This is a genomic window from Bacteroides sp. MSK.20.82 (genome assembly GCF_019052485.1).
GTDB lineage: Bacteria > Bacteroidota > Bacteroidia > Bacteroidales > Bacteroidaceae > Bacteroides > Bacteroides thetaiotaomicron.
The window spans coordinates 1-19,871 of record NZ_JAHQUN010000038.1; the positions used below are offsets into that span (position 1 = coordinate 1).

Consider the following 19,871-nt stretch of genomic DNA (forward strand, 5'->3'; position numbering starts at 1 on the left):
TTATTCCATCAGCATCATAAAGATAAGAAATGACATGACCGTTTTCAAATTCTATACGACTCGGTAAATTTAAACAATTATATTGGATATTCAATATTTTCTTGTTCAAATCTTTCGTCATATTACCATTTTCATCATATTCATATTCAGCTTCTTTGTTTACTCCGTCTTTGAAATCAAAGCCATTGCCGTAAACAGAATTTGTAGCCCTATCTGATACTGATTTTAGTTGGTTCCCATTATAGGACATTGCCAGATCATCTATCAAGCCGTATCCGGTAGATGAAGTCTGTCCGGAACGTTTGATCCCTAAAATATTACTCATCTTATCGTATCCGGTTACTTGTTCATTGAAGCGATTCTGATTTTGAACGAGAACACTGCCTTCTCCATACACCGCATTCGTCAAACGATTCAAATTATCATAAGTAAAGTGGTAGCCTCTCATTATATCATCTTCACCCGATTTCCAAACCATACTGCTGATATTACCATTGTAATATGGAATACCCGTTCCGTCCGTATAATGCAATACTTGCTCAAAAGATGAACCAGTGATACCAGTTAGCCAACTACGAATATTATACGAATAAGACGTATTCAACAGACCGTTATGGAACGTCTTCCGGGATAAGCGTCCCAAATCATCATACACATTGTCAATAAGAATCACTTCCTGAGCATCTCCCAAACGATGCAGCGCCTTTACAAGACGTTCGGCGTGATCATACTCATAGGTATAACTGTCACTCAAAATCTCATTTCCAGCCCCGGTCTGACGGTGTAAATGCCGCAAGGCGTTCCCATTAAAATCATAGGAAAAGAAATCACGGTCCATACCACCTAAATGGTTGTCAGAAACAGTTTGAGAAAGGCGACCACGATCATCATAATACATCACTGAGTAATTGTAGGGAGAATCCACTCCATATTCACCATTACGATACTGATCGTATGCATCCGTATGCAACTTAGCTATTCCTGTCAACATTCCTTTAGCACCGGATGACGTAGCGGCAAAACCTTCTTCATGGGTATATCTAAATTCATCTCTTGCCGAAAGATCTGTCCGATACATAAAGTCATAGTTATCATAATAATTGATTACCTGAACTAATGGTTTCGGCCCCACTAATCCTGCCATAAGACTTCCACTAAACTGATACCCCCCATATTCAGTACTTCCTACGTATTGACAAACATACCAATTCGACAATCCACTAAAAATAGGTTTTAAATAAGGATTATCAAACGGATCAATCGCAACTTTACATACTCCCTGCAAGCATACACGACCGAATGCATCCGGAATACTAAATTTCCATTCTCCTCTTTTACGTTCCTCGCCATTCTGGCTAAATATAAGATTGTTGTTTACATTATAGACATAGTATTCCCATGAAATTCCTGGAAGCTTTTTAGCCATGAGGTTTCCCGCCACATCATATTTATACAAATATCCATACATATCGAGTTTTTCTGCAGGAATATTACCTACACTCAACTGATCGGACAATGCAGGAGGAAGAACAGCACAAAGTTTTCCCAAATCATCATAAATATAGTAAGTATCCGACAATTGCTTATCCCCTTTCAGTCTTGATTCTATACGACGTTCCAGAACGGTTCTTTCCAAACGGTCTTTAAATTCAAACAAAGTGACTCCATCTTCATCCTCTGAGCGTGTAACAAGCAAGCTTCCATTTTCATACTGTTTACTTACACTAATATTTAATGCTTCTCTTGCCCCATTGATCAATTGAAAACCGAAACAACCTAAAGTATCATTACCAGCGATATTAACGTACTCATCTATTTTCAATGATCTGCCATTTTCACGCCATACTCTCCCCGGATTATGCTGTTTAATTACTTTTTCCAAAGGAGAATTTTCGTAGGTAAAGGTTAAATACGGATAAGCATCTCCTCCATAAGTATTGCGTGCCAATTCTCCACAAGAAGCTACAGATATGAAATCACCTGTGTTTTGTGTCGTTACAGCTGGCAACCATGTATTGGCTTTACGCCCCCACCCATCATATTCTTGTAGGGTTACTAAATCTTTATGACTAGGACTCACACCTTGTTGTACCGTTTCTTTCGAACGCCCCAGCCCATCATAGTAATTAACCACAAGCATACCTTCTTCCTTATTTCCTGTCCTACTCTTGAAAACAGAAACAGCATTTTTGCCAAAACGTTCGGGCAATAGATCATTTCCCCAATTTATTGCAGGAAAAGGAATAGCCGGCATCGGCTGTTCTTCCGGAGCAAGTCCTTTTGTCTCTATTGACAGAGTCATGATATAAAATAAAGGAAGTGGTCGAATTGAGTCCATCGGCAAGACCGGATCTATTGGCGGAAAAGGATCAATCGGCGGAAAAGGCTTTATTGGTTCATGCGGGTCGATCGGTTTAATATCAAAAGTATTAGTTTTCAATACACTTGCAGCATTCACACCATTATCATCAGGAACAAGAATATCTTTGTTCTTTTCTATTACAGTCGATGTCAAACAATATGTACCGGCAAATAACAAAAGAGTATCAGTGAAACTCACTGATGATAAAGAATCCGGATCAACACTTTTCGCATTCTGATAATACACCTGATTAGTGAGCAAATTATCATCTGTTATTTTTAATTGACATTCCAATTGTCCCGGAACTTTCTCCATTTCCATTCCCATAGTGAAATAATTAGACTTAAAAGAAATATATAATGGTTCTTTCACACGAAACAAGTAGTTTGCGCAACTCACTGACGATGTATCAGAAATGTTTATATGGTCCAGATGTTTTGTTTTAACCATATCCCTCTTCAACGTGTCATATTCGAGCTTACCTATCTCATTCTGCAAAGAATTCTGCGCAGGTATTTCTATCGAAAATCCTGATAGCAAAATTAGAAGTAATATTATTTTATGCAATTTCATAGTTGTCCTCCTTTCTCTATGGCTACTTCTCCACTTTCAATCTTGGAGCCATAATAATAATTGTAATCATATATATTTAATATCCGTTTTTGATAATCTCCATCTTTAAATTCCATAATATAATTCTCTGTCAGGCGACCCAGAAAATCATATTTATAAAACACAGTGATTCCATTAGGCTTTGTTTCTGAGCCCAAACGCAACTCATTTATATATTTGTAAATATAGAAATGCGTTCCGGATATCTTATGCCTGATATTTTCTATTTTTAGCAAATTAGTTGCAGAGATATCGGATGAAGAGAAATCCTTCACATTCATTCCCAATGCTTCTTCCACTTGATTAAGAGTGGCATTTTCTATCCGTGATATTAACCGTTGACCTTCAGCTCCCCATATCAATACAACGGGCGTTGACTCTTCGTGAAGATATATAGGATTCCCATAACCATCCACAGCCTGCACAGTGTAATGTTTATGCACATAACCATCTCTATCTGTACTAATCTGCTTTATATAAGGTATAGGACCCATATACTGATATACCTCTTTTAAATAAGAGCCGCCTGTCTGTTCTTTTTTACTAGAAACCGGAGATAGTATATGTGCTTCTTCCATCCATTTATATTCCGGTAAAGTTGCAGCATAAACATATTCTGTCAGAGTACTTTTTCCATCGCTGTTTCTACCGGCTATTTGGCTTAACTGCTTATACTTATTATATTGATACGCCTTTTCTATAACAAATGCCGTATTTCCCGATTGAGGATAAAGAGTTTCTATAACAGAGTCGGTCAGATAAGCATGTGTATATGTACGAGTTAAAGTCCCCACTTTTCCTAGCATGAAATTGTCTAAATCTGTACAAAAGAACAACACCATTTGATCAGCTGTTACAAATGAGCCTGGAGTTACCTCTTTGTATCGGTAATTCACCTTCTTTCGCAAACGATCATTGACATCATAGTATTCTTCAGACAACAACTTTCCTCTCTCCATAGAACGACTGCTAAATGGCATTGTATAAGAGTTCCCTTCAAACATAGAATAAAAAGCAAGCTCGTCATAATGAGTATTACCATAAATATCCTCATTATAGTTAGAGTAATGACGCACAATATAACCTTGCGACTTATTATCTTTGTCGAACGCTTCTTCAATTACACAAGAATAACCTACATCCGGTGTATTCAGATTAGTAACTGATGGGAAAAAACCTCCCTTTGATTTGAGATATAACGATATTGCATTCTTAGGATCAGGCTCCTTATCTCCATCCTTAAGAGTATACACCATCTCATTAACAGGAAGACTTTTCAATATTCCACTACTTTTTCCAAATCGGTCACGGGTATTCGAATAGTAATATTGCTTGGCACCAAGCACATTATCTTCATTATCCAGATTGGTAATACGCCGAATACGCAAACCGCCTGCAGTACCACTTTTGTCTGTTAATGACATCAAAGAAGGAGCTACCACTTTTGAATAGTTGTTCAATTCATATTCAAAACGGCTTTTTCCACCTGTTGGATAAATGACTTCCGTCAAGACCTCTGCCAAAGTATATTGCAAACTACTATAAGTCTGAGAAAAATTAGGTATCTCGGCAAAAGCAACACTTCCTCCTGTATAATATCCCCACGAATCGGCAATCGGGCGTACATAATCATTTGGCATACGTTTTTCCGAATTATAAAGAAAACGATATTCAGGTACGCGACCTCCGGTCAAATTCTCAGGTATATTATACCAAGTAAGAAAATAAAATCCATGTGGGTGCCATACATAGTTAGGGATCAAATCCGGATTCCCTGAACGTTCCGTAATTAAAGACAATTTAGTACGATTATTCCTTGCATAGTCAAAATATATAGTTTTCAAAGCCTTGGAGTTCTTTCCTTTCACATAAATACAATGAAGAATTTTATGTTGTAGTTTTGATTTAATCGATTGACGCAATGTTGCCTGATCGGTATTATCAATTTGGTTTCCTAAAAACAGAGTAAATTGATTAGCCGGGTCTTCAAAATTCATGTTATCTATATCCTGACGGTCATAATTTGCATTGTCTTTCCATGCCAAATAACTATCAACAAACTTATCTCCATATCCGTATTCATTGTAATAATTGAATTCCAATATCTCGTTAGGTGTTTTTATAGTCTTTAAATTAACTGGGAAAAGCAGATACCCAGTCATCCCTGAACGCCCACTTTGTATACCACTATAAGTGCATGGTATGTTGGTCACCACTTTCTGTTGGGGTACATAACGAAGATCACACATGATAGCTGAAGTGTCATAACTGAATTCTATTACCCGCTTGTCTACGGTTGTTATTTTGGACAACCTCCAGGTAGTAGCTATTAAATCACTGTTATAGCGGGCATAATAAGGAATACTATATTCAGTAGCGTTGATTCCACCAAATTCATACCTGCATCCATCAGGAGTAATCAGCGTAAATTTATTGAAAAAACGATTGTTTCTTGTGCTTGCTCCCCATCTACTTACATCAAGACGTTTTCCGACTTCCGACAAACTAAGAAAGCCTTCCCCATCAACAGGATTAAATTCCACACGTATATCCTGATCAGAAACAACATTCCACTCTCCATTACCGGCATAGTAGAAATTTCCAGAATAACCACAAACACTAAACGAAAATTCGTCAGCAGTTAATTCATAATAATCATTTTCCGTGCTTTGTATATGCATCGTTTCTGCTTTAAACTGTTCATTACTGATATTTTTCAATTTAGAAGCATGTGCATAATAACCCGGAGCATATCCATTTGATTGACATTTCTCATCATACATTCCACGAACAGAACGTGTAATATAGCCGCCTGCTATAAGATTCCATCCAAGTCCAAGACAACCAGACTGGGAATTAGGCTTTACCGAAGCCAAATGATAACTTGCAGCAAGTGATAACGAATAGTTACCAGCTTTCAATTCATAAATAGGCACGGATATATCCGGAACTCCCGTATATAAACTAACTGGAACTTTTCCATATTCTCCCAAACCGGCTATTTCCGGACTGGGTACATTTTTAATAGGTATTTGTTGCTGACCTATACAGTTGAAACTGAATATTGCCAGAAAAACAAATACTGATAGTAGTCTTTTTTTCATATTCTTTGATATATAATAGTTTCTTAAATAAAATCACAATACTAAGAAACTCCCTGCCCGATAAAGTAGCGCGCATATTCCCATGACAGGGAGTTCCCGTTAATTACTTCTCTTACAGATTCATCGCATTAGCACCCAATACGCCTGCCACAGCCGACGCTACCGCGATAACCACCTTCAGGATCATATCCCATACAGATCTCTTCATTGCCATCATTTACCTCCTTTCTTGTTCTTTAAATAGTTTAGTTTACTCTGTGTTTCTTCCGTGTCTTCTGCCGCAAATTCTTTAAATTCCTGCTCGGCATCAAAGCACGGACACGCCTTCATCCACTCTTCCGGTTCTATCTCTCCATTACCGTTCCTGTCCGGCGAGAGATCCCGATGCCCGCACACCCGGCAGCCGGGGAATACCTCCAGCAGCTGATGAATCAGCAGCCGAAGCGTAGCACGCTGTTCCGGCGTCCGGGTGTCTGCCGGGCGTCCCCGACAGTCCAGACCGCCTTCATAGCAGATTCCGATACTGCTGGCATTAAAACCTTTTGCGTGTGCACCGATGCGTTCGACAGGGCGGGTAAGATGCACCGTTCCGTCTTTGCGGATGTAGTAGTGATAGCCTGTTCCGTTGAAACCACGGCGGCGGTGCATCAGGTCCAAAGCCTCCGGAGAAAGCGTACGATTCCCCTGCGTGGCGGTACAATGCACCACGATCAAATTGATAATTCTCATGTGAATAAGTGATTACTAGTTAGTTAAGTTTCCGATTTAGTTTAGTCGTTCGTTCTTACATTTTGTGTTGTGACGAAAGGTTATACTGTCGGGTCCGGTGCTTCCTCACCATCTCCTTCGCCACCATCGCCGCCACCCGGCTTATTTGTATTTCCACTGCCGGAAGCCGGAGTGTCTGTACGGTCGAAGCGCACACACTTCGCACCGGTCACCAAAGAGCGGGTAGCGGTAGTCCGATCGGGGTTCTTGGTGAAGTTGGGAAGGAAACGGACCGTAAGAGAAGCTTGCGCAGCCGACACTTCTTCCGAAGTCTCCACCCCTTTACCGTTGGATTTCATCACCATGCGGAAAGTCCCGAAACCGTCAAGCGACACGCTTTCCGATGCTTGTAGATGCTGCCCCATCACAGTCACCAGGTTATCAAGCGTATTCTTCACATCACCCGGGGAGAGAGACGAGTAAGCGGCAATCTCTTTAGCGATCTGCGAAGTGCTGATATTAGCCGTGTATATCACACGGGGATGAAACATTTTTTTGTGATTTTTGTCTTCCAGAACAGACTGGAATGACTTGTACAATACTGCCATAATCGTAATAGTTTTTTTGTGTTAATAATTTCGTTTAGTTTTGTCCTCAAGCTTAATGACATTGCAAAGATAGGAGCATTATTCAGACTGACCTAATCATTTTTTCAAAGTGCGTTCATAAATTAATTAATTATACTCAGCAGGTAGTGCCCGGGCAATCTGATCTTTCCATTACTCCCCCGGATGGTATTAAATCCTTTCCAAACAGGGTTTCCAATAGCTCCGAAGTTACTTTTAAGAATAATGGCATATTGTTCGGAAGGCGGAACTTTGTAAAGCCGCAGGTTATCTGTCAGTCCCTGGAAGTTACGCTGCACACCATCGCATGGCGGTTGCAGACAGTCAATATCTTCCTGTGTCACAGCCGTTCTACTTTTCAAATATTTTCCTCCTTCATCTCCTCCTTGAGGAGGGTTAGGGAGGTGGTTTACTTTGTTTTGATTTATTTTTATTTGTTTTCTTTTGTTTTGTGTACCCGATGTTGCAATTTCATCCTCCATTGTTACAGAATCGGAGCTTGATGTTACCGTACAGGCGGTCTTGTGATCAGCATCACCGTTTAACGCTTCCGCACATTCGCTATCCAAAGAATCATCCGTACTACTTTTACCGCTCTGAGACGAACGGTATGAGGTGATTTCTTCCGATTCCAGCAGGCAGTAGTCCGGCTCTATCAGCGCACTGCTACGCCGCTTGGTGATGAAAAGATACTGCCGCTGGATGTCGGCGGAAGTCAGGATGTTGTATTGCCGGAAAAGTCCGACATCAAACAAGCCATATTCCACGGACAGACTGATGATACGCTTCACATCATCCAGTTCCGTACTGTAAAGGCTGTCCACAAGCTCCTCGTAAAATTCGTCACCGACAGAGATATAATACCCTTTCCCGGCATAGATGTACGACAGCGTTTCCACCAGTGTGGCAAAGGCAGAATCACCTTCACGTCTCATAATTCGGCGCACCATCCGATCGTGCATAAAGCTGGTGCTCATGGGGAAATAATCCAGTCCCCGTTTTATTCTTCCCATAGCGTATTCAGTTTTTCTTTTTCTTGTTTCCGTGAGATACTTTCTGCCACAACCTGACGGGCATGAAGAATAAGAAGCATCCGCAAAGCGGGGTCTTTCACCTCGGTTATCACCGGATAAGAAACAGGTTTGTTTTCAAATGATGTACATCGTCTCAAATCACGACGCTTGCGGGTGTTTGCCTTGCGACACTCCTTGCAATAATTGTCAAGGGTCCCGGTGCGTTTGTTTGTATAAAAGGCCTCATGCGGTAGCTCCCGTTTGCAGCACCCGCAAATGTGCAGAGATTGATTCATTAAAGGTTCCATATTGATTTTGCGTTTTAAAGTTTTCATGCTTAAATATTTGTTTATGTGATTATCGGACATATAGTTCCTGCATATTGGGGATATATGGCCAGCGTATTGGATCTATAGCTCCTGTATGCAGGATATATAGATGCTGTAAACCGACTCAATATCACTGGTGTTCATCCGATACAGAATCTTCCGGAAGGGGGTGGATGAGGCATTTTACAACCTTTCATAAACTTTTTGCCGTTTTTCATGGTTATTCTATTTTTAATTTATATTTTTGAAACATATTTCTAAGTTTGCTGCTACAAAGATAAAGCAGTTTTCTCACATAAAACAAACGGTTTTAGAAATTAACGCTAAAAAATTATATAACTGACTATCAATGAACGAATAAGAAGTTCCAACATCTTTACACTAATTTAAAACAAGAATAAAATGGATACATTTCTAGATGTTTCGGGAATAGTAAAGCGCGCCAAGCAGGCGCTCAACTTTAAAAAGGACAGTGAACTGGCCAGTTACTTAGGTGTTTCACGTGCAACATTATCCAACTGGTGCGCCAGAAACCGGATTGACTTTCATCTGCTGCTCAACAAAATGAGAGATGTAGACCTCAATTGGCTGCTGGTTGGGAAGGGTACCCCCAGACATCAAACCAAGTTATGCAAAAGCGATTTAGCAAGCGGTGAGGTCCAGATGATTCACAACCCTAAAACAGTAGAGGCGTTGGACGACCGCAGCGTTGCCCTATATGATATTACAGCTGCCGCCAATCTGAAAACGTTGCTCACCAACAAGCGACAGTATATGGTAGGAAAGATACAGATTCCAAGCATTCCCTTATGTGACGGAGCCGTCTACATCAGTGGCGACAGCATGTATCCGATACTGAAATCGGGAGACATCGTAGGCTTTAAAGAGATTAACAGTTTCAGCAACCTTATTTACGGCGAAATGTATCTGGTTTCGTTTACTATCGAAGGAGACGAGTACCTGGCGGTGAAGTATGTGAACCGCTCGGAAAAGGAAGGATGCCTCAAGCTGGTAAGCTACAACGCTCATCACGACCCAATGGATATCCCTTTCAGCACCATCAATGCAATGGCAATCGTGAAATTCTCCATCCGCAGACACATGATGATGTAATTTGAATGACGCTTCTTTTGCTCCGGAAAGAGGAAAAGGGCAAAGTTTAAACGAAGTGAACCCCGAAAGTTTATTGTCTGACTTTCGGGGTTCATTTCATTTTGAAATACCTTCTTTAATATATTGCATGGGCTGACTAAAAAGTCGGCAGTATCTCAAATCTCCTCCTTCGGGAAGGAGGGGAATTTATGATACTATCGATTTTTAATCAGTCCCGACATCGAGAATAATATACTAGACTTCTTCGCCTTTCAGCGTAGCCGAACTGGCTTCCGTCACCCGCACATTGACAAAATCGCCGATACGGTGCGTGCCTCTGTCGAACACCACCACCCGATTCTGCTCCGTGCGGCCGAACAACTGATCGCGCGAACGTTTGGAAACGCCTTCTACAAGCACTTCATACGTCTTGCCGATGCAACGTTGATTGGACTCCGCGGACAGACGGTTCTGCAAAGCGATAATCTCATTCAGACGGCGAACTTTCACGTCTTCGGGCACATTATCTTCAAGATGCTTCGACGCATACGTCCCCGGACGTTCGGAATATTTGAACATAAAAGCGGCATCATAGCCACATTCCTCCATCAGAGAAAGCGAGAGCTGATGGTCCTCTTCCGTTTCGGAATGGAAACCGGAGAAGATATCGGTAGTCAGTCCGCAATCGGGAATGATACGCTTGATAGCGGCTACCCGGTCCAGATACCACTCACGGGTATATTTGCGGTTCATCAGTTTCAAGATGCGGGAGCTGCCGCTCTGCACAGGGAGGTGGATATGCTTGCACACATTCGGCACTTGGGCGATCACTTCCAGCGTTTCATCGCTCATATCCTTCGGATGGGAAGTCGCGAAACGGATGCGCACGCCCGGAGCAGCTTCGGCCACCATACGGAGCAGCATCGGGAAGGTAACCACTTCGCCCGTCGGCTTCTCGAACCGGTAAGAGTTGACATTCTGCCCCAGCAGGGTAACTTCCTTATAACCTTTGGCAACAAGGTCGGCCACTTCATTCAGAATACTTTCCACATCACGGCTGCGTTCGCGTCCGCGTGTATAAGGCACGATACAGTAGGTGCAGAAGTTATTGCATCCGCGCATGATGGATACAAATCCGGAAATGTGGTTGCCGCAGATACGCGACGGAATCACATCACGGTAAGTCTCGGTTGTCGAAAGGTCTACGTTGATCGCTTTCTCGCCGGCCTCTACCGCGGCAATCAGCTCAGGCAACGTCAGATAAGCATCCGGACCGACCACCAGATCGACATGATGGTTCGTAATCAGATCATCCTTCACCCGTTCCGCCATACAGCCCAGTACGCCTACAATCAGGGCCTTCTTCTTTTTCTTCAGCGAGTGGAAAAACTCCAGGCGGTTCAGAATCTTCTGCTCCGCATTGTCACGGATAGAGCAGGTATTCATAAACACTGCGTCGGCCTCTTCCAGCGTTTCGGCTACCGAATAGCCCGCCATCTGCATCACCGAAGCGATCACCTCACTGTCCGCCACGTTCATCTGGCAGCCATAAGTCTCGATAAACAACTTCTTGTTGTCATCAGCAGTTGCGGATTTAAAGTCCGCTCCCGTTAATTCGTTCATATTCAAATCTTGTTTTAAATTTATCCGCAAAGATACGGCTTCGAATTCAATAAGCGGTAAAATGGTACGAAAATAACGCAAAAACTTGTAGTTCAGGCATTATTCTGATAATTAATGTTAATGAAATAAACATTTACGGGGCATATCCTTGCTAAATTTAATTTTATTTTTCACATTTGTGCAATGAAAGAAACATTAGATTTTTTCATAGTTAAGGTTTAGGTTAAAAAAATTAAGGGGAGCTGTGAAGCTGCCCTTTTTTCATAACAAAATGTTAGCTCAAACCAGATATAATGTGTAACTTTGGCAGATTAACTATTTAGAAGTGAAACAGAATGGAAGATTTTTTGAAATTTCTCCTGATAGCAGGTGTCATTCTTGTGGGAATATTCAAAGAGGTGAGCAAGAACAACAAGTCGAAAAAGGCTCAGAATAAACGCCCCGTCCCGCCTGCACCGTCTCCGGTCGAAGTAGATCCTGATGCTATTCCCATACCCGAATTCTGGGGGAGAGGCAGCAGGGCTTTGGACGAACTGCTCCAGCCCATACCTATGGAACAACCGGCTCCCAAACCAACGCCAAAGAAAAAGAAAAAAGAAGAAGTATCTGTGGCTGCATCCATAGCAAACAGTTCCGCACAAGATAAACGAAACACGAAGCAAGGTTCCCACTATGACCATCCGGAACCCGCCGGCGAGGAAGATTTCTCCATCCATTCCGTAGAAGAAGCCCGCCGCGCTATTATCTGGGGAGAAATCCTGCAGCGAAAGTATTAAGTGATAAGTATTAACCAACAAATATCAACCGCATTTAACGCGAAATTATACTATTTATGTCATTCAATCGTATTTCGGCAGCAGAAGCTGCAAGCCTGATCAAACATGGCTACAACATCGGTCTGAGCGGATTTACTCCCGCCGGAACTGCAAAGGCTGTTACAGCTGAACTTGCAAAAATTGCAGAAGCGGAACATGCCAAAGGTAATCCATTTCAAGTAGGAATTTTTACAGGTGCTTCTACCGGAGAATCTTGTGACGGCGTTATGTCTCGCGCAAAGGCCATCCGCTACCGCGCCCCTTATACCACCAACTCCGACTTCCGCAAAGCCGTGAATAACGGTGAAATTGCCTACAACGACATCCATCTGTCGCAAATGGCACAGGAAGTGCGCTATGGCTTCATGGGCAAAGTGAACGTAGCCATCATCGAAGCCTGCGAAGTGACTCCGGACGGAAAGATTTATCTGACTGCTGCCGGTGGTATTTCTCCGACTATCTGCCGCCTGGCGGACCAGATCATCGTTGAGTTGAACGCCGCACACAGCAAATCCTGCATGGGTCTGCACGACGTGTACGAACCGCTCGACCCGCCTTACCGCCGCGAAATCCCCATCTACAAGCCGAGTGACCGCATCGGATTGCCTTATATTCAGGTAGACCCGAAAAAGATCGTAGGCGTAGTAGAAACCAACTGGCCGGACGAAGCACGCTCATTTGCCGATGCCGATCCGTTGACTGACAAAATCGGTCAGAACGTTGCCGACTTCCTCGCTGCCGACATGAAGCGTGGCATCATTCCGTCTACTTTCCTTCCGCTGCAGTCGGGCGTAGGAAATATCGCTAACGCTGTGCTCGGTGCACTGGGACGTGACAAGACGATTCCCGCATTCGAAATGTACACAGAGGTTATCCAGAACTCCGTCATCGGATTGATCCGTGAAGGACGCATCAAATTCGGTAGCGCCTGCTCACTGACTGTTACCAACGACTGTCTGGAAGGTATTTACAACGATATGGATTTCTTCCGCGACAAGCTGGTTCTCCGCCCGTCGGAAATCTCAAACAATCCGGAAGTGGTTCGCCGACTGGGTATTATCTCTATCAATACAGCTATCGAAGTGGACTTGTACGGTAACGTAAACTCTACTCATATCGGTGGAACGAAGATGATGAACGGTATCGGTGGCTCGGGAGACTTCACCCGCAATGCTTATATCTCTATCTTCACTTGTCCGTCTGTTGCCAAAGAAGGTAAGATCAGTGCTATCGTCCCGATGGTTTCTCACCTCGACCACAGCGAACACTCCGTGAATATCATTATCACCGAGCAAGGTGTAGCCGACCTGCGTGGCAAGAGCCCGAAGGAACGTGCACAAGCCATCATCGAAAACTGTGCACATCCCGACTATAAACAGCTTCTCTGGGATTATCTCAAACTGGCCGGTGGCAGGGCGCAGACTCCACACGCTATCCAGGCCGCACTCGGTATGCACGCCGAACTGGCCAAGAGCGGGGATATGAAGAATACGAATTGGGCGGAGTATGCCAGATAAGGCATGAAACGTCTGTCGTTCATACTATCATTCATCGTTTGTATTTGCGTTGCAAATACAAACGATGTTTTTTCGCAAAAAAGGGAACTGCAACAGTTCAAGGGCAAGGTGACCAATTTGCAGGGAGAGCCTGTGCGTGCTGTAAGCATCTATATTCCGGGAACCGGCAGATATACTTCCTCGGACATGAATGGAGACTTTTCTGTAGAGGCCAAACATAAAGAGACACTCCGTTTCTCACATATAGGTATGAAAGATGTGCTGATACAATTGGATAAAGATTTTCCATCGGAACTTCTTGTGCGAATGAAGCCGGATACTTTTCAAATTAATAATATATTTATTCAGAAAAAGCAAATCATCAAGGTTAAGCCCGAAGATATGCCTGAGCAAACGATGATTAATTTTATAATCAACGGTCCCGACTTCCCGGGAGGATTAAGCGGGTTCGATGAATTTATCAAGAAAAACATACAATACCCGGAAGAAGCTTTTCAGGCAGGAGAAGAGGGACAAGTCACCGTAGAGTTCACCATCGACGTAAACGGATATGTCAGCGATGCAAAAGTTACCAAAAGCGTATCTGCCAGCTTGGATAAAGAAGCATTACGCATCATCGAATCCATGCCACGATGGAAATCAGGTATGCAACTGGGGCGTCCTGTAGCAGTCCGTATGTCTGTTCCTATAAACTTTGTCATTGAGCAAGACTACCAAGTCATTGATTCGTTACAGGTAAAAACAAATACGTAAGCTGGCATCCGCAACAACAAAGTGCTACTTACATGGAACTGTCGCCAATAAATGGAACGGATAATTACCTTCTGCAACAGTCATCCCGTTTGCAGCATAACACTCACTATTCGGGTCCGGCAGATTTTGTTGCTGTTGCAAGAACTCAATAGAGATAAAAGCAGGTTCCGCTTTCTGCACAGCTTTCCTACTCTGCTTAACATGTTCCTTCGTAAGTCCCGTACTTTTGGACTTTACCGTTGACCGTGAAGCTACCAAAGGCTGAGACGGAACTTCCACCTCCCGATAGACAGTATCCACCCGCTCGCGTACGACAATCACCGTATCTGCTACAGCAAGTCTCTCCAAACCAGCTTCCTGCCTGTCTGAAGTGGTCGAAATCCCATAGCCTATTATCCCACCCAACAAACACGCGGCCACCAGCCACCAGGGAGAAATTCCTGAGCGCTTTCCACCTTTCACTTCAAAAGTTTCCCTTTCGGGCGGTTCCTGCTTCGCTTTCATCTTTCCGTCCTTCTGTCTCTCTCTGAGATTCTGTGCAAAAGCAGCATAAGCAACAGGAGGGTGAACTGATTTTTCCTGCTCATATTGCTCTTTAGCAGCATGAATCAACTGTTGCATTTCCTGAGACTCTTCCAGTCTTTCTAAATCATCACTTTTCATATTCATCTATTTTTGGGGGTTATAATCTGATAAAGAACGCTGCAATACTTTCAAAGTATAATATAAGCGAGACTTTACCGTACCTTCCGGACAACACAGGATTTGCGCAATCTCCTGTACCGGAAGCTCTTCTTCATAACGCAGCGTATATGCTGCCCGTTGTTCATCTGTCAACCCTGCAAGTACTTTCTTCAACTGCCGGTCGAAAACCTGACGATCATGTGCCACCTCAAACTCAAGCGAGGAATAGCTATCTTCTTCATTGGTATATGACTGTTGTAAACGATACTCGTCTACTATATCACGATGGCGGTACTCATTTTTGCAAAGATTATACGCCATCGCAAACGCCCATGTAGAGAACTGTTTTCCATGCTGATAACTACCTCTTGCCTCATAAACACGAAGAAACAACTCTTGCAGAAAATCATCCGCCAACGCTCCGTCTGCCGACAGCATCCGCATAAAGAAACCTTTAAACCGGGGAGCATAACGGCAGTAAAGCTCTTCGAATGCTTTCTCACTGTTCCTGAATGCAAAGCGTTCCATTAGCTGTTCGTCTGTTTCGTCGTGGCTGAAAGAAGTGAATAGCATCATGGCTCTACCATTTCTATTAATTGTTGATATTCTTTCCGGTGCTCTTCCTTAAATGAACGAACTATAACAGAAGTTAGTCCTTTTTTTTCCATATCTCTTACATGATCAAAAATTCTATTAAACAACTTCAAATGTTCGGCAGTCTTTGCATCTACCCAAGACTTATTTACAAAACACCCATCATCCATACGATCCACAATATCTAATAACAACTTCTTCAGCCTCAAATATTGATTCTTGTCTCCACTTGTACGATAGAATTGTAAAAGGGGAAGAAAAGAAAGAACATAGGAATCTTCACCACGTGAAATATCCGTAATAATAGGGGACTGTAAATAATCAAGCAAATAAACCTGTTCATAATTTCTTCTTAAAATAGCCATATTATCATATGGTTTTAAGGAATATCTGAATACCAATCCTTCAGAGTAGAGGAAGTCTTTCATTTCCACTACGTCTTGTCTACTTGCAGAATATTGAGAAATATATACAGGACGCTGCTCTTTCTCCGCAAAATACCATGCACCGGGACATTTTACCTTTCCCCGGTCGGGAAGGGTATTTACATCTATTCCTTTTGTCTTCCAAAAGTCGCTCTCTTCCTCCGGATTCATCAACTCACTTAAATCTACTACTTCCACATCCTTGAACAACCCTGCTCCATACTGAAGCAATACGCTGTAGGCCCATTCGGGACCGGTTCCCGCAAGAATAGCATTCCTTTTCAGCCCTACAAATTCATTATAATAATAAGTCAGGATACTTCGTGAATATAATCCGCTGTCAAACCATTCGCGTGCTATTTCCCTCACCTTATCTATCTGTCCATGCCGTTGATAATACCACATATCATCTCTGTAATCCCTTTCACAATCCCGTCTCAAATAAACAATCTTCTCCTTGATTGCCTCTCTTTTGTCCTTGTCAGAAATCATAACCTCATCATCCAATACTTTATAATACACCCGTGTATCAGGAATGTACTTTTTCATTTTCTTAAGTAAACGAGGCTGTTCTTTCTTCCATAGCAATGTGTCTTCATCCCAAATTCCTTTGCACGCAAGATAGTAATTCTCCCACGCTTTTTCATTTCTCACATCTTTATCGATTTCTAACTTCCATGCATCTTTTTGAACTTGAAACCATTCTTTTCCACAAGGAATAAAGCCTACCAAATCGGGTTCCAAACGTAGCTCAAGACGTTCAGTTCTCAAGGTATCTATTTTCTGGGCAAACAAAGCCTGCTCAAAACCTATCAAGAGGAATAATATATATATAAGTCTTTTCATAGTCTTTATGAGAAGAACGATTAGAAATTAATACTTTTAAGATACCGTTCACGTACTTCCTCATTGTAATAATCCGCTTTCTTAATGATAGATTCCAATAAAGCATGAAGCTTATCATAATGAGTCACATCACCTGATTCCTTATAAAACTGGAGAAGGGACTTGAAAGCCGGTACATAATATATGCTAAGCATTTTTACTCCTTTCAAATCAAGACAAACATTCGTCAACGTCTCAGGATAAAAAGACTCGTATAAGTAATCTAACAGATAAGTATTCTCATAATTGCGACGCATGATAGCCAGATTATCATAAGGTTTGGCAGAATATCTCATTAACAGACCTTCAGTATATAAATGGTCTTTCAGCAGATCTTTCACAGCTTCATTGGTTGAGACAGAGATATAAATGGGACGGTTGGTATATTTGGCAATATGCTCTATACGTTTTTTGATTTCATTTGCAAATGTTGCCGTAGGAGTTTTACTTTTATAAAATTCAGGGTCAGTATCTTTGAACTCCGGTATGCCTAATTCCTCCGTAAGCCTGTTCATAGAAAATGAAGGAAGGATTAAACCTGAAAGGATTACTTTTTTATCATCAAACAATCCCTTTCCATATTGAAGCAGATAACTTCCAAACAGCGTCCAATTAACATCAGTAAATATCAATGCGTCCTTTTCGGCAGAAGTCAATTCATTATAGGTATAATTTAAAGACTGAACAGGATATGCACCTGATTGATACCACCGGGTAGAAATGTCTTTCAGCCTATCCTTATTGCTAAAAGACAAGCCCATATAAACAGGATAATGCATCACAGCATCAGGCCACTTATCTATAATTTCATCAAAAGTCATATCATTTTTTCCAAAAGGTAAAATCATATTCTGTATCAAGGCATAAGTAGCAGTATTGGGTATCTCTTTTTTCATTTTGTCCATCATCTCATTGATTTCCTTTTCTATATCATCGCCGGGAGTAAGCGATTTGAGTGTTTGAATCGTTCGTGCATAGGACATCCATGCTTTTTCATCTTTAGGGTTTTCATAGATCTTCTGTTTCCATTCCCGGGCCTGATTCTGAATTACAGGAATCTGAGATGCAATAGAGTCCGGGACCCAGCTTGCCTTGTTTTGAGAATAAACCTGTGCTGTACAATAGCACAATAAGACAAGTAACAAGTATTTGATAGTTTTCATTATTCACTCTTTTATTAAATTCAACATTGCTTAATTAGAACCGTTCTGACAAAGCATACACGCGAGCAAAGCAAACGTTCAAATAAAAGAGTACTTTTTTTCAGCAGATATTTATCATTTCTATCAACAACCTTATTCAATGCTCCTTTCAATGTCCGATAATCACCTCACAAACCTTATCCTGAAACGCCCTCGCCTTGGCAGCCGAAAGCACATTCTGATTCATAATGGCAAAAGCCAAGGTATGTCCGTTCTTCATCTTCAGATAACCGGCAAGGGCATTGATCGCCGTAAACGAACCGGTCTTTGCATGGACATTTCTGAATGCGGGAGTATTCTTCATTCTGTTTTTCAGCGTTCCGTCTATTCCGGCAACAGGAAGGGACTTATACAGTTTCTGAAAAACATCGGATTGTGAATAGGCATATTTCAGAAAATCGACCAACAGGGCAGGAGACAGGTAATTATAATTAGACAATCCGCAACCATCCGCAATCTTATAGTCTTTCGGATCGTGCCCGAGGTTACGAACCAGTTTCATAATCTCAACAATGCCATCCTCCGCCGTCACACGTTTCTTTCCTGTAGCTTGTGACGCAATCCGGCAAAGCATTGCTTCCGCATTCAAATTATCACTTTCCTTCATCAACTGATTCAAGACCTTCTGCACCGGAGTCTCCCAGCGAGCCATCTGCTCTGCTCCATCGGACGGTAATTCGGTAAAACCGTACGATTCGGGAACCACGATTCCTTTAGCACGGAGACGTTCTAAAAAAGCGTGCATAAAGAAGCTCCCTGAATCATAGACATTTATCAAATCCTTTCTAAACGTAGGAACATTGCCTGTTACGATCAGATTATTCCCATTGGTCAACCAGTCTCTCGATAATGAATATTTTCCGGCAGAAGGAGTACGTGTCTTTGTCCGGTTCGTCAGGGTATAATAAGAAGACACAGGCTTGCAGGAAACGCTTGCCGTATCTCCTTGTAGAGAGCCGGGAACCACCGTCACTTCCACAGCACCCTTACAAAACATCAACGGAGACATATAAGGCTGATAAGCCTCCGGAGTATCATCCCATGCCCATCCGTGCCCCCAATAAAGGGAATCTTTCATCGAAACATCGCCATACACCTGTCCGTTGATTACCGAAAAAGGGAAGGTGATTACTTCTTCGATCAATGAATCCATCATCAAACTGTCAAATTCCGGATCGAATCCACCGACAACATACAAGTTGCCTTGCAACGTATCATGCTCTATCACCCCGTCGTGCCAGACTTCCGTACGGAAAGGATTGTCCGCATCGGGACGGGAGAGGGCCGTAATAGCTGTGAGCAGCTTCATGGTAGAAGCCGGACGGGAGAGTTTCGTATCACGATAAGTATATAATGACTTCTTCGCTGTCAGGTCATACACGGATATGCCGACTTCGGATGCTTCGGGAAGCATTCTTTTGATTAGTGAATCAATCTGAGAAAGATTTGCCTGTCCCCATACGGATGCGGGCAACAGGACAACTGATAAAACCAAAAACAACAAATACTTCTTCATCAACCTTCTAC

At 42.3% G+C, this 19,871-nt stretch carries 17 protein-coding genes; 4 read left to right on the top strand and 13 right to left on the bottom strand.

Features of this window, described 5'->3' with window-relative positions:
* The 7 genes from KTR07_RS21320 to KTR07_RS21350 form a co-directional block, all read right to left on the bottom strand.
* The coding region (locus KTR07_RS21320) for a DUF6443 domain-containing protein (RefSeq protein ID WP_227198456.1) at positions 1-2,734 on the bottom strand (2,734 nt) is incomplete at its 3' end.
* Positions 2,735-2,931: 197 nt separating this feature from the next.
* On the bottom strand, positions 2,932-5,967 hold the full coding sequence (locus tag KTR07_RS21325) for a hypothetical protein (protein ID WP_254306566.1): 3,036 nt from the start codon (positions 5,965-5,967) through the stop codon (positions 2,932-2,934).
* Between the two features lie 223 nt (positions 5,968-6,190).
* Positions 6,191-6,286, bottom strand: a complete 96-nt coding sequence (locus KTR07_RS21330) for a smalltalk protein (protein ID WP_149192781.1) — start codon at positions 6,284-6,286, stop codon at positions 6,191-6,193.
* A gap of 5 nt (positions 6,287-6,291) precedes the next feature.
* Positions 6,292-6,807: an N-acetylmuramoyl-L-alanine amidase gene (locus tag KTR07_RS21335; RefSeq protein ID WP_048699341.1), complete on the bottom strand. Its 516-nt coding sequence runs from the start codon at positions 6,805-6,807 to the stop codon at positions 6,292-6,294.
* Positions 6,808-6,887: 80 nt separating this feature from the next.
* Positions 6,888-7,394, bottom strand: a complete 507-nt coding sequence (locus tag KTR07_RS21340; RefSeq protein WP_016269189.1) for an HU family DNA-binding protein — start codon at positions 7,392-7,394, stop codon at positions 6,888-6,890.
* 122 nt (positions 7,395-7,516) lie between these two features.
* Positions 7,517-8,425 (bottom strand): DUF4373 domain-containing protein, encoded by a 909-nt coding sequence (locus tag KTR07_RS21345; RefSeq protein WP_103877957.1) that lies wholly within the window; start codon positions 8,423-8,425, stop codon positions 7,517-7,519.
* Positions 8,413-8,733, bottom strand: a complete 321-nt coding sequence (locus KTR07_RS21350) for a hypothetical protein (RefSeq protein WP_008767435.1) — start codon at positions 8,731-8,733, stop codon at positions 8,413-8,415. Before KTR07_RS21350 ends, KTR07_RS21345 begins: the two co-directional genes overlap by 13 nt.
* Before the next feature lie 423 nt (positions 8,734-9,156).
* Here KTR07_RS21350 and KTR07_RS21355 point away from each other — a divergent pair, with 423 nt between their 5' ends.
* On the top strand, positions 9,157-9,867 hold the full coding sequence (locus KTR07_RS21355; RefSeq protein ID WP_008767434.1) for a helix-turn-helix domain-containing protein: 711 nt from the start codon (positions 9,157-9,159) through the stop codon (positions 9,865-9,867).
* Between the two features lie 234 nt (positions 9,868-10,101).
* On the opposite strand, the gene miaB is transcribed toward KTR07_RS21355, so the two are convergent.
* Positions 10,102-11,469, bottom strand: coding sequence for a tRNA (N6-isopentenyl adenosine(37)-C2)-methylthiotransferase MiaB (gene miaB, locus KTR07_RS21360; RefSeq protein ID WP_113748858.1), 1,368 nt, complete (start codon positions 11,467-11,469; stop codon positions 10,102-10,104).
* Positions 11,470-11,804: 335 nt separating this feature from the next.
* Between miaB and KTR07_RS21365 the strand changes: the two genes are divergently transcribed.
* The 3 genes from KTR07_RS21365 to KTR07_RS21375 are packed head-to-tail and all read left to right on the top strand — an operon-like array spanning position 11,805 to position 14,554.
* On the top strand, positions 11,805-12,245 hold the full coding sequence (locus KTR07_RS21365) for a hypothetical protein (protein ID WP_008767432.1): 441 nt from the start codon (positions 11,805-11,807) through the stop codon (positions 12,243-12,245).
* 56 nt (positions 12,246-12,301) lie between these two features.
* A complete protein-coding gene (locus KTR07_RS21370) occupies positions 12,302-13,801 on the top strand; it encodes an acetyl-CoA hydrolase/transferase family protein (protein WP_008767431.1) in 1,500 nt (499 codons plus the stop codon).
* A gap of 3 nt (positions 13,802-13,804) precedes the next feature.
* A complete protein-coding gene (locus tag KTR07_RS21375; protein WP_008767430.1) occupies positions 13,805-14,554 on the top strand; it encodes a TonB family protein in 750 nt (249 codons plus the stop codon).
* A gap of 24 nt (positions 14,555-14,578) precedes the next feature.
* Here the strand turns inward: KTR07_RS21375 and KTR07_RS21380 are convergent, their stop codons facing one another.
* The 5 genes from KTR07_RS21380 to dacB form a co-directional block, all read right to left on the bottom strand.
* Positions 14,579-15,217 (bottom strand): hypothetical protein, encoded by a 639-nt coding sequence (locus KTR07_RS21380; protein ID WP_008767429.1) that lies wholly within the window; start codon positions 15,215-15,217, stop codon positions 14,579-14,581.
* Between the two features lie 6 nt (positions 15,218-15,223).
* On the bottom strand, positions 15,224-15,814 hold the full coding sequence (locus tag KTR07_RS21385) for an RNA polymerase sigma factor (RefSeq protein WP_011108700.1): 591 nt from the start codon (positions 15,812-15,814) through the stop codon (positions 15,224-15,226).
* Positions 15,811-17,103 (bottom strand): hypothetical protein, encoded by a 1,293-nt coding sequence (locus KTR07_RS21390; protein ID WP_008767427.1) that lies wholly within the window; start codon positions 17,101-17,103, stop codon positions 15,811-15,813. Before KTR07_RS21390 ends, KTR07_RS21385 begins: the two co-directional genes overlap by 4 nt.
* Positions 17,104-17,123: 20 nt before the next feature.
* Positions 17,124-18,305, bottom strand: a complete 1,182-nt coding sequence (locus KTR07_RS21395) for a hypothetical protein (RefSeq protein WP_008767426.1) — start codon at positions 18,303-18,305, stop codon at positions 17,124-17,126.
* 148 nt (positions 18,306-18,453) lie between these two features.
* Complete coding sequence (gene dacB, locus KTR07_RS21400) at positions 18,454-19,860, bottom strand: D-alanyl-D-alanine carboxypeptidase/D-alanyl-D-alanine-endopeptidase (protein ID WP_008767425.1); 1,407 nt, start codon at positions 19,858-19,860, stop codon at positions 18,454-18,456.
* Between the last annotated feature and the right edge of the window lie 11 nt (positions 19,861-19,871).

Excerpts from the sequence above, each read along its gene's own strand:
- KTR07_RS21330 (WP_149192781.1), bottom strand. The coding sequence starts at position 6,286 with ATGAAGAGATCTGTATGGGATATGATCCTGAAGGTGGTTATCGCGGTA.
- KTR07_RS21335 (WP_048699341.1), bottom strand. The coding sequence starts at position 6,807 with ATGAGAATTATCAATTTGATCGTGGTGCATTGTACCGCCACGCAGGGG.
- KTR07_RS21340 (WP_016269189.1), bottom strand. The coding sequence starts at position 7,394 with ATGGCAGTATTGTACAAGTCATTCCAGTCTGTTCTGGAAGACAAAAAT.
- KTR07_RS21345 (WP_103877957.1), bottom strand. The coding sequence starts at position 8,425 with ATGGGAAGAATAAAACGGGGACTGGATTATTTCCCCATGAGCACCAGC.
- KTR07_RS21350 (WP_008767435.1), bottom strand. The coding sequence starts at position 8,733 with ATGGAACCTTTAATGAATCAATCTCTGCACATTTGCGGGTGCTGCAAA.
- KTR07_RS21355 (WP_008767434.1), top strand. The coding sequence starts at position 9,157 with ATGGATACATTTCTAGATGTTTCGGGAATAGTAAAGCGCGCCAAGCAG.
- miaB (WP_113748858.1), bottom strand. The coding sequence starts at position 11,469 with ATGAACGAATTAACGGGAGCGGACTTTAAATCCGCAACTGCTGATGAC.
- KTR07_RS21365 (WP_008767432.1), top strand. The coding sequence starts at position 11,805 with ATGGAAGATTTTTTGAAATTTCTCCTGATAGCAGGTGTCATTCTTGTG.
- KTR07_RS21370 (WP_008767431.1), top strand. The coding sequence starts at position 12,302 with ATGTCATTCAATCGTATTTCGGCAGCAGAAGCTGCAAGCCTGATCAAA.
- KTR07_RS21375 (WP_008767430.1), top strand. The coding sequence starts at position 13,805 with ATGAAACGTCTGTCGTTCATACTATCATTCATCGTTTGTATTTGCGTT.
- KTR07_RS21380 (WP_008767429.1), bottom strand. The coding sequence starts at position 15,217 with ATGAAAAGTGATGATTTAGAAAGACTGGAAGAGTCTCAGGAAATGCAA.
- KTR07_RS21385 (WP_011108700.1), bottom strand. The coding sequence starts at position 15,814 with ATGATGCTATTCACTTCTTTCAGCCACGACGAAACAGACGAACAGCTA.
- KTR07_RS21390 (WP_008767427.1), bottom strand. The coding sequence starts at position 17,103 with ATGAAAAGACTTATATATATATTATTCCTCTTGATAGGTTTTGAGCAG.
- KTR07_RS21395 (WP_008767426.1), bottom strand. The coding sequence starts at position 18,305 with ATGAAAACTATCAAATACTTGTTACTTGTCTTATTGTGCTATTGTACA.
- dacB (WP_008767425.1), bottom strand. The coding sequence starts at position 19,860 with ATGAAGAAGTATTTGTTGTTTTTGGTTTTATCAGTTGTCCTGTTGCCC.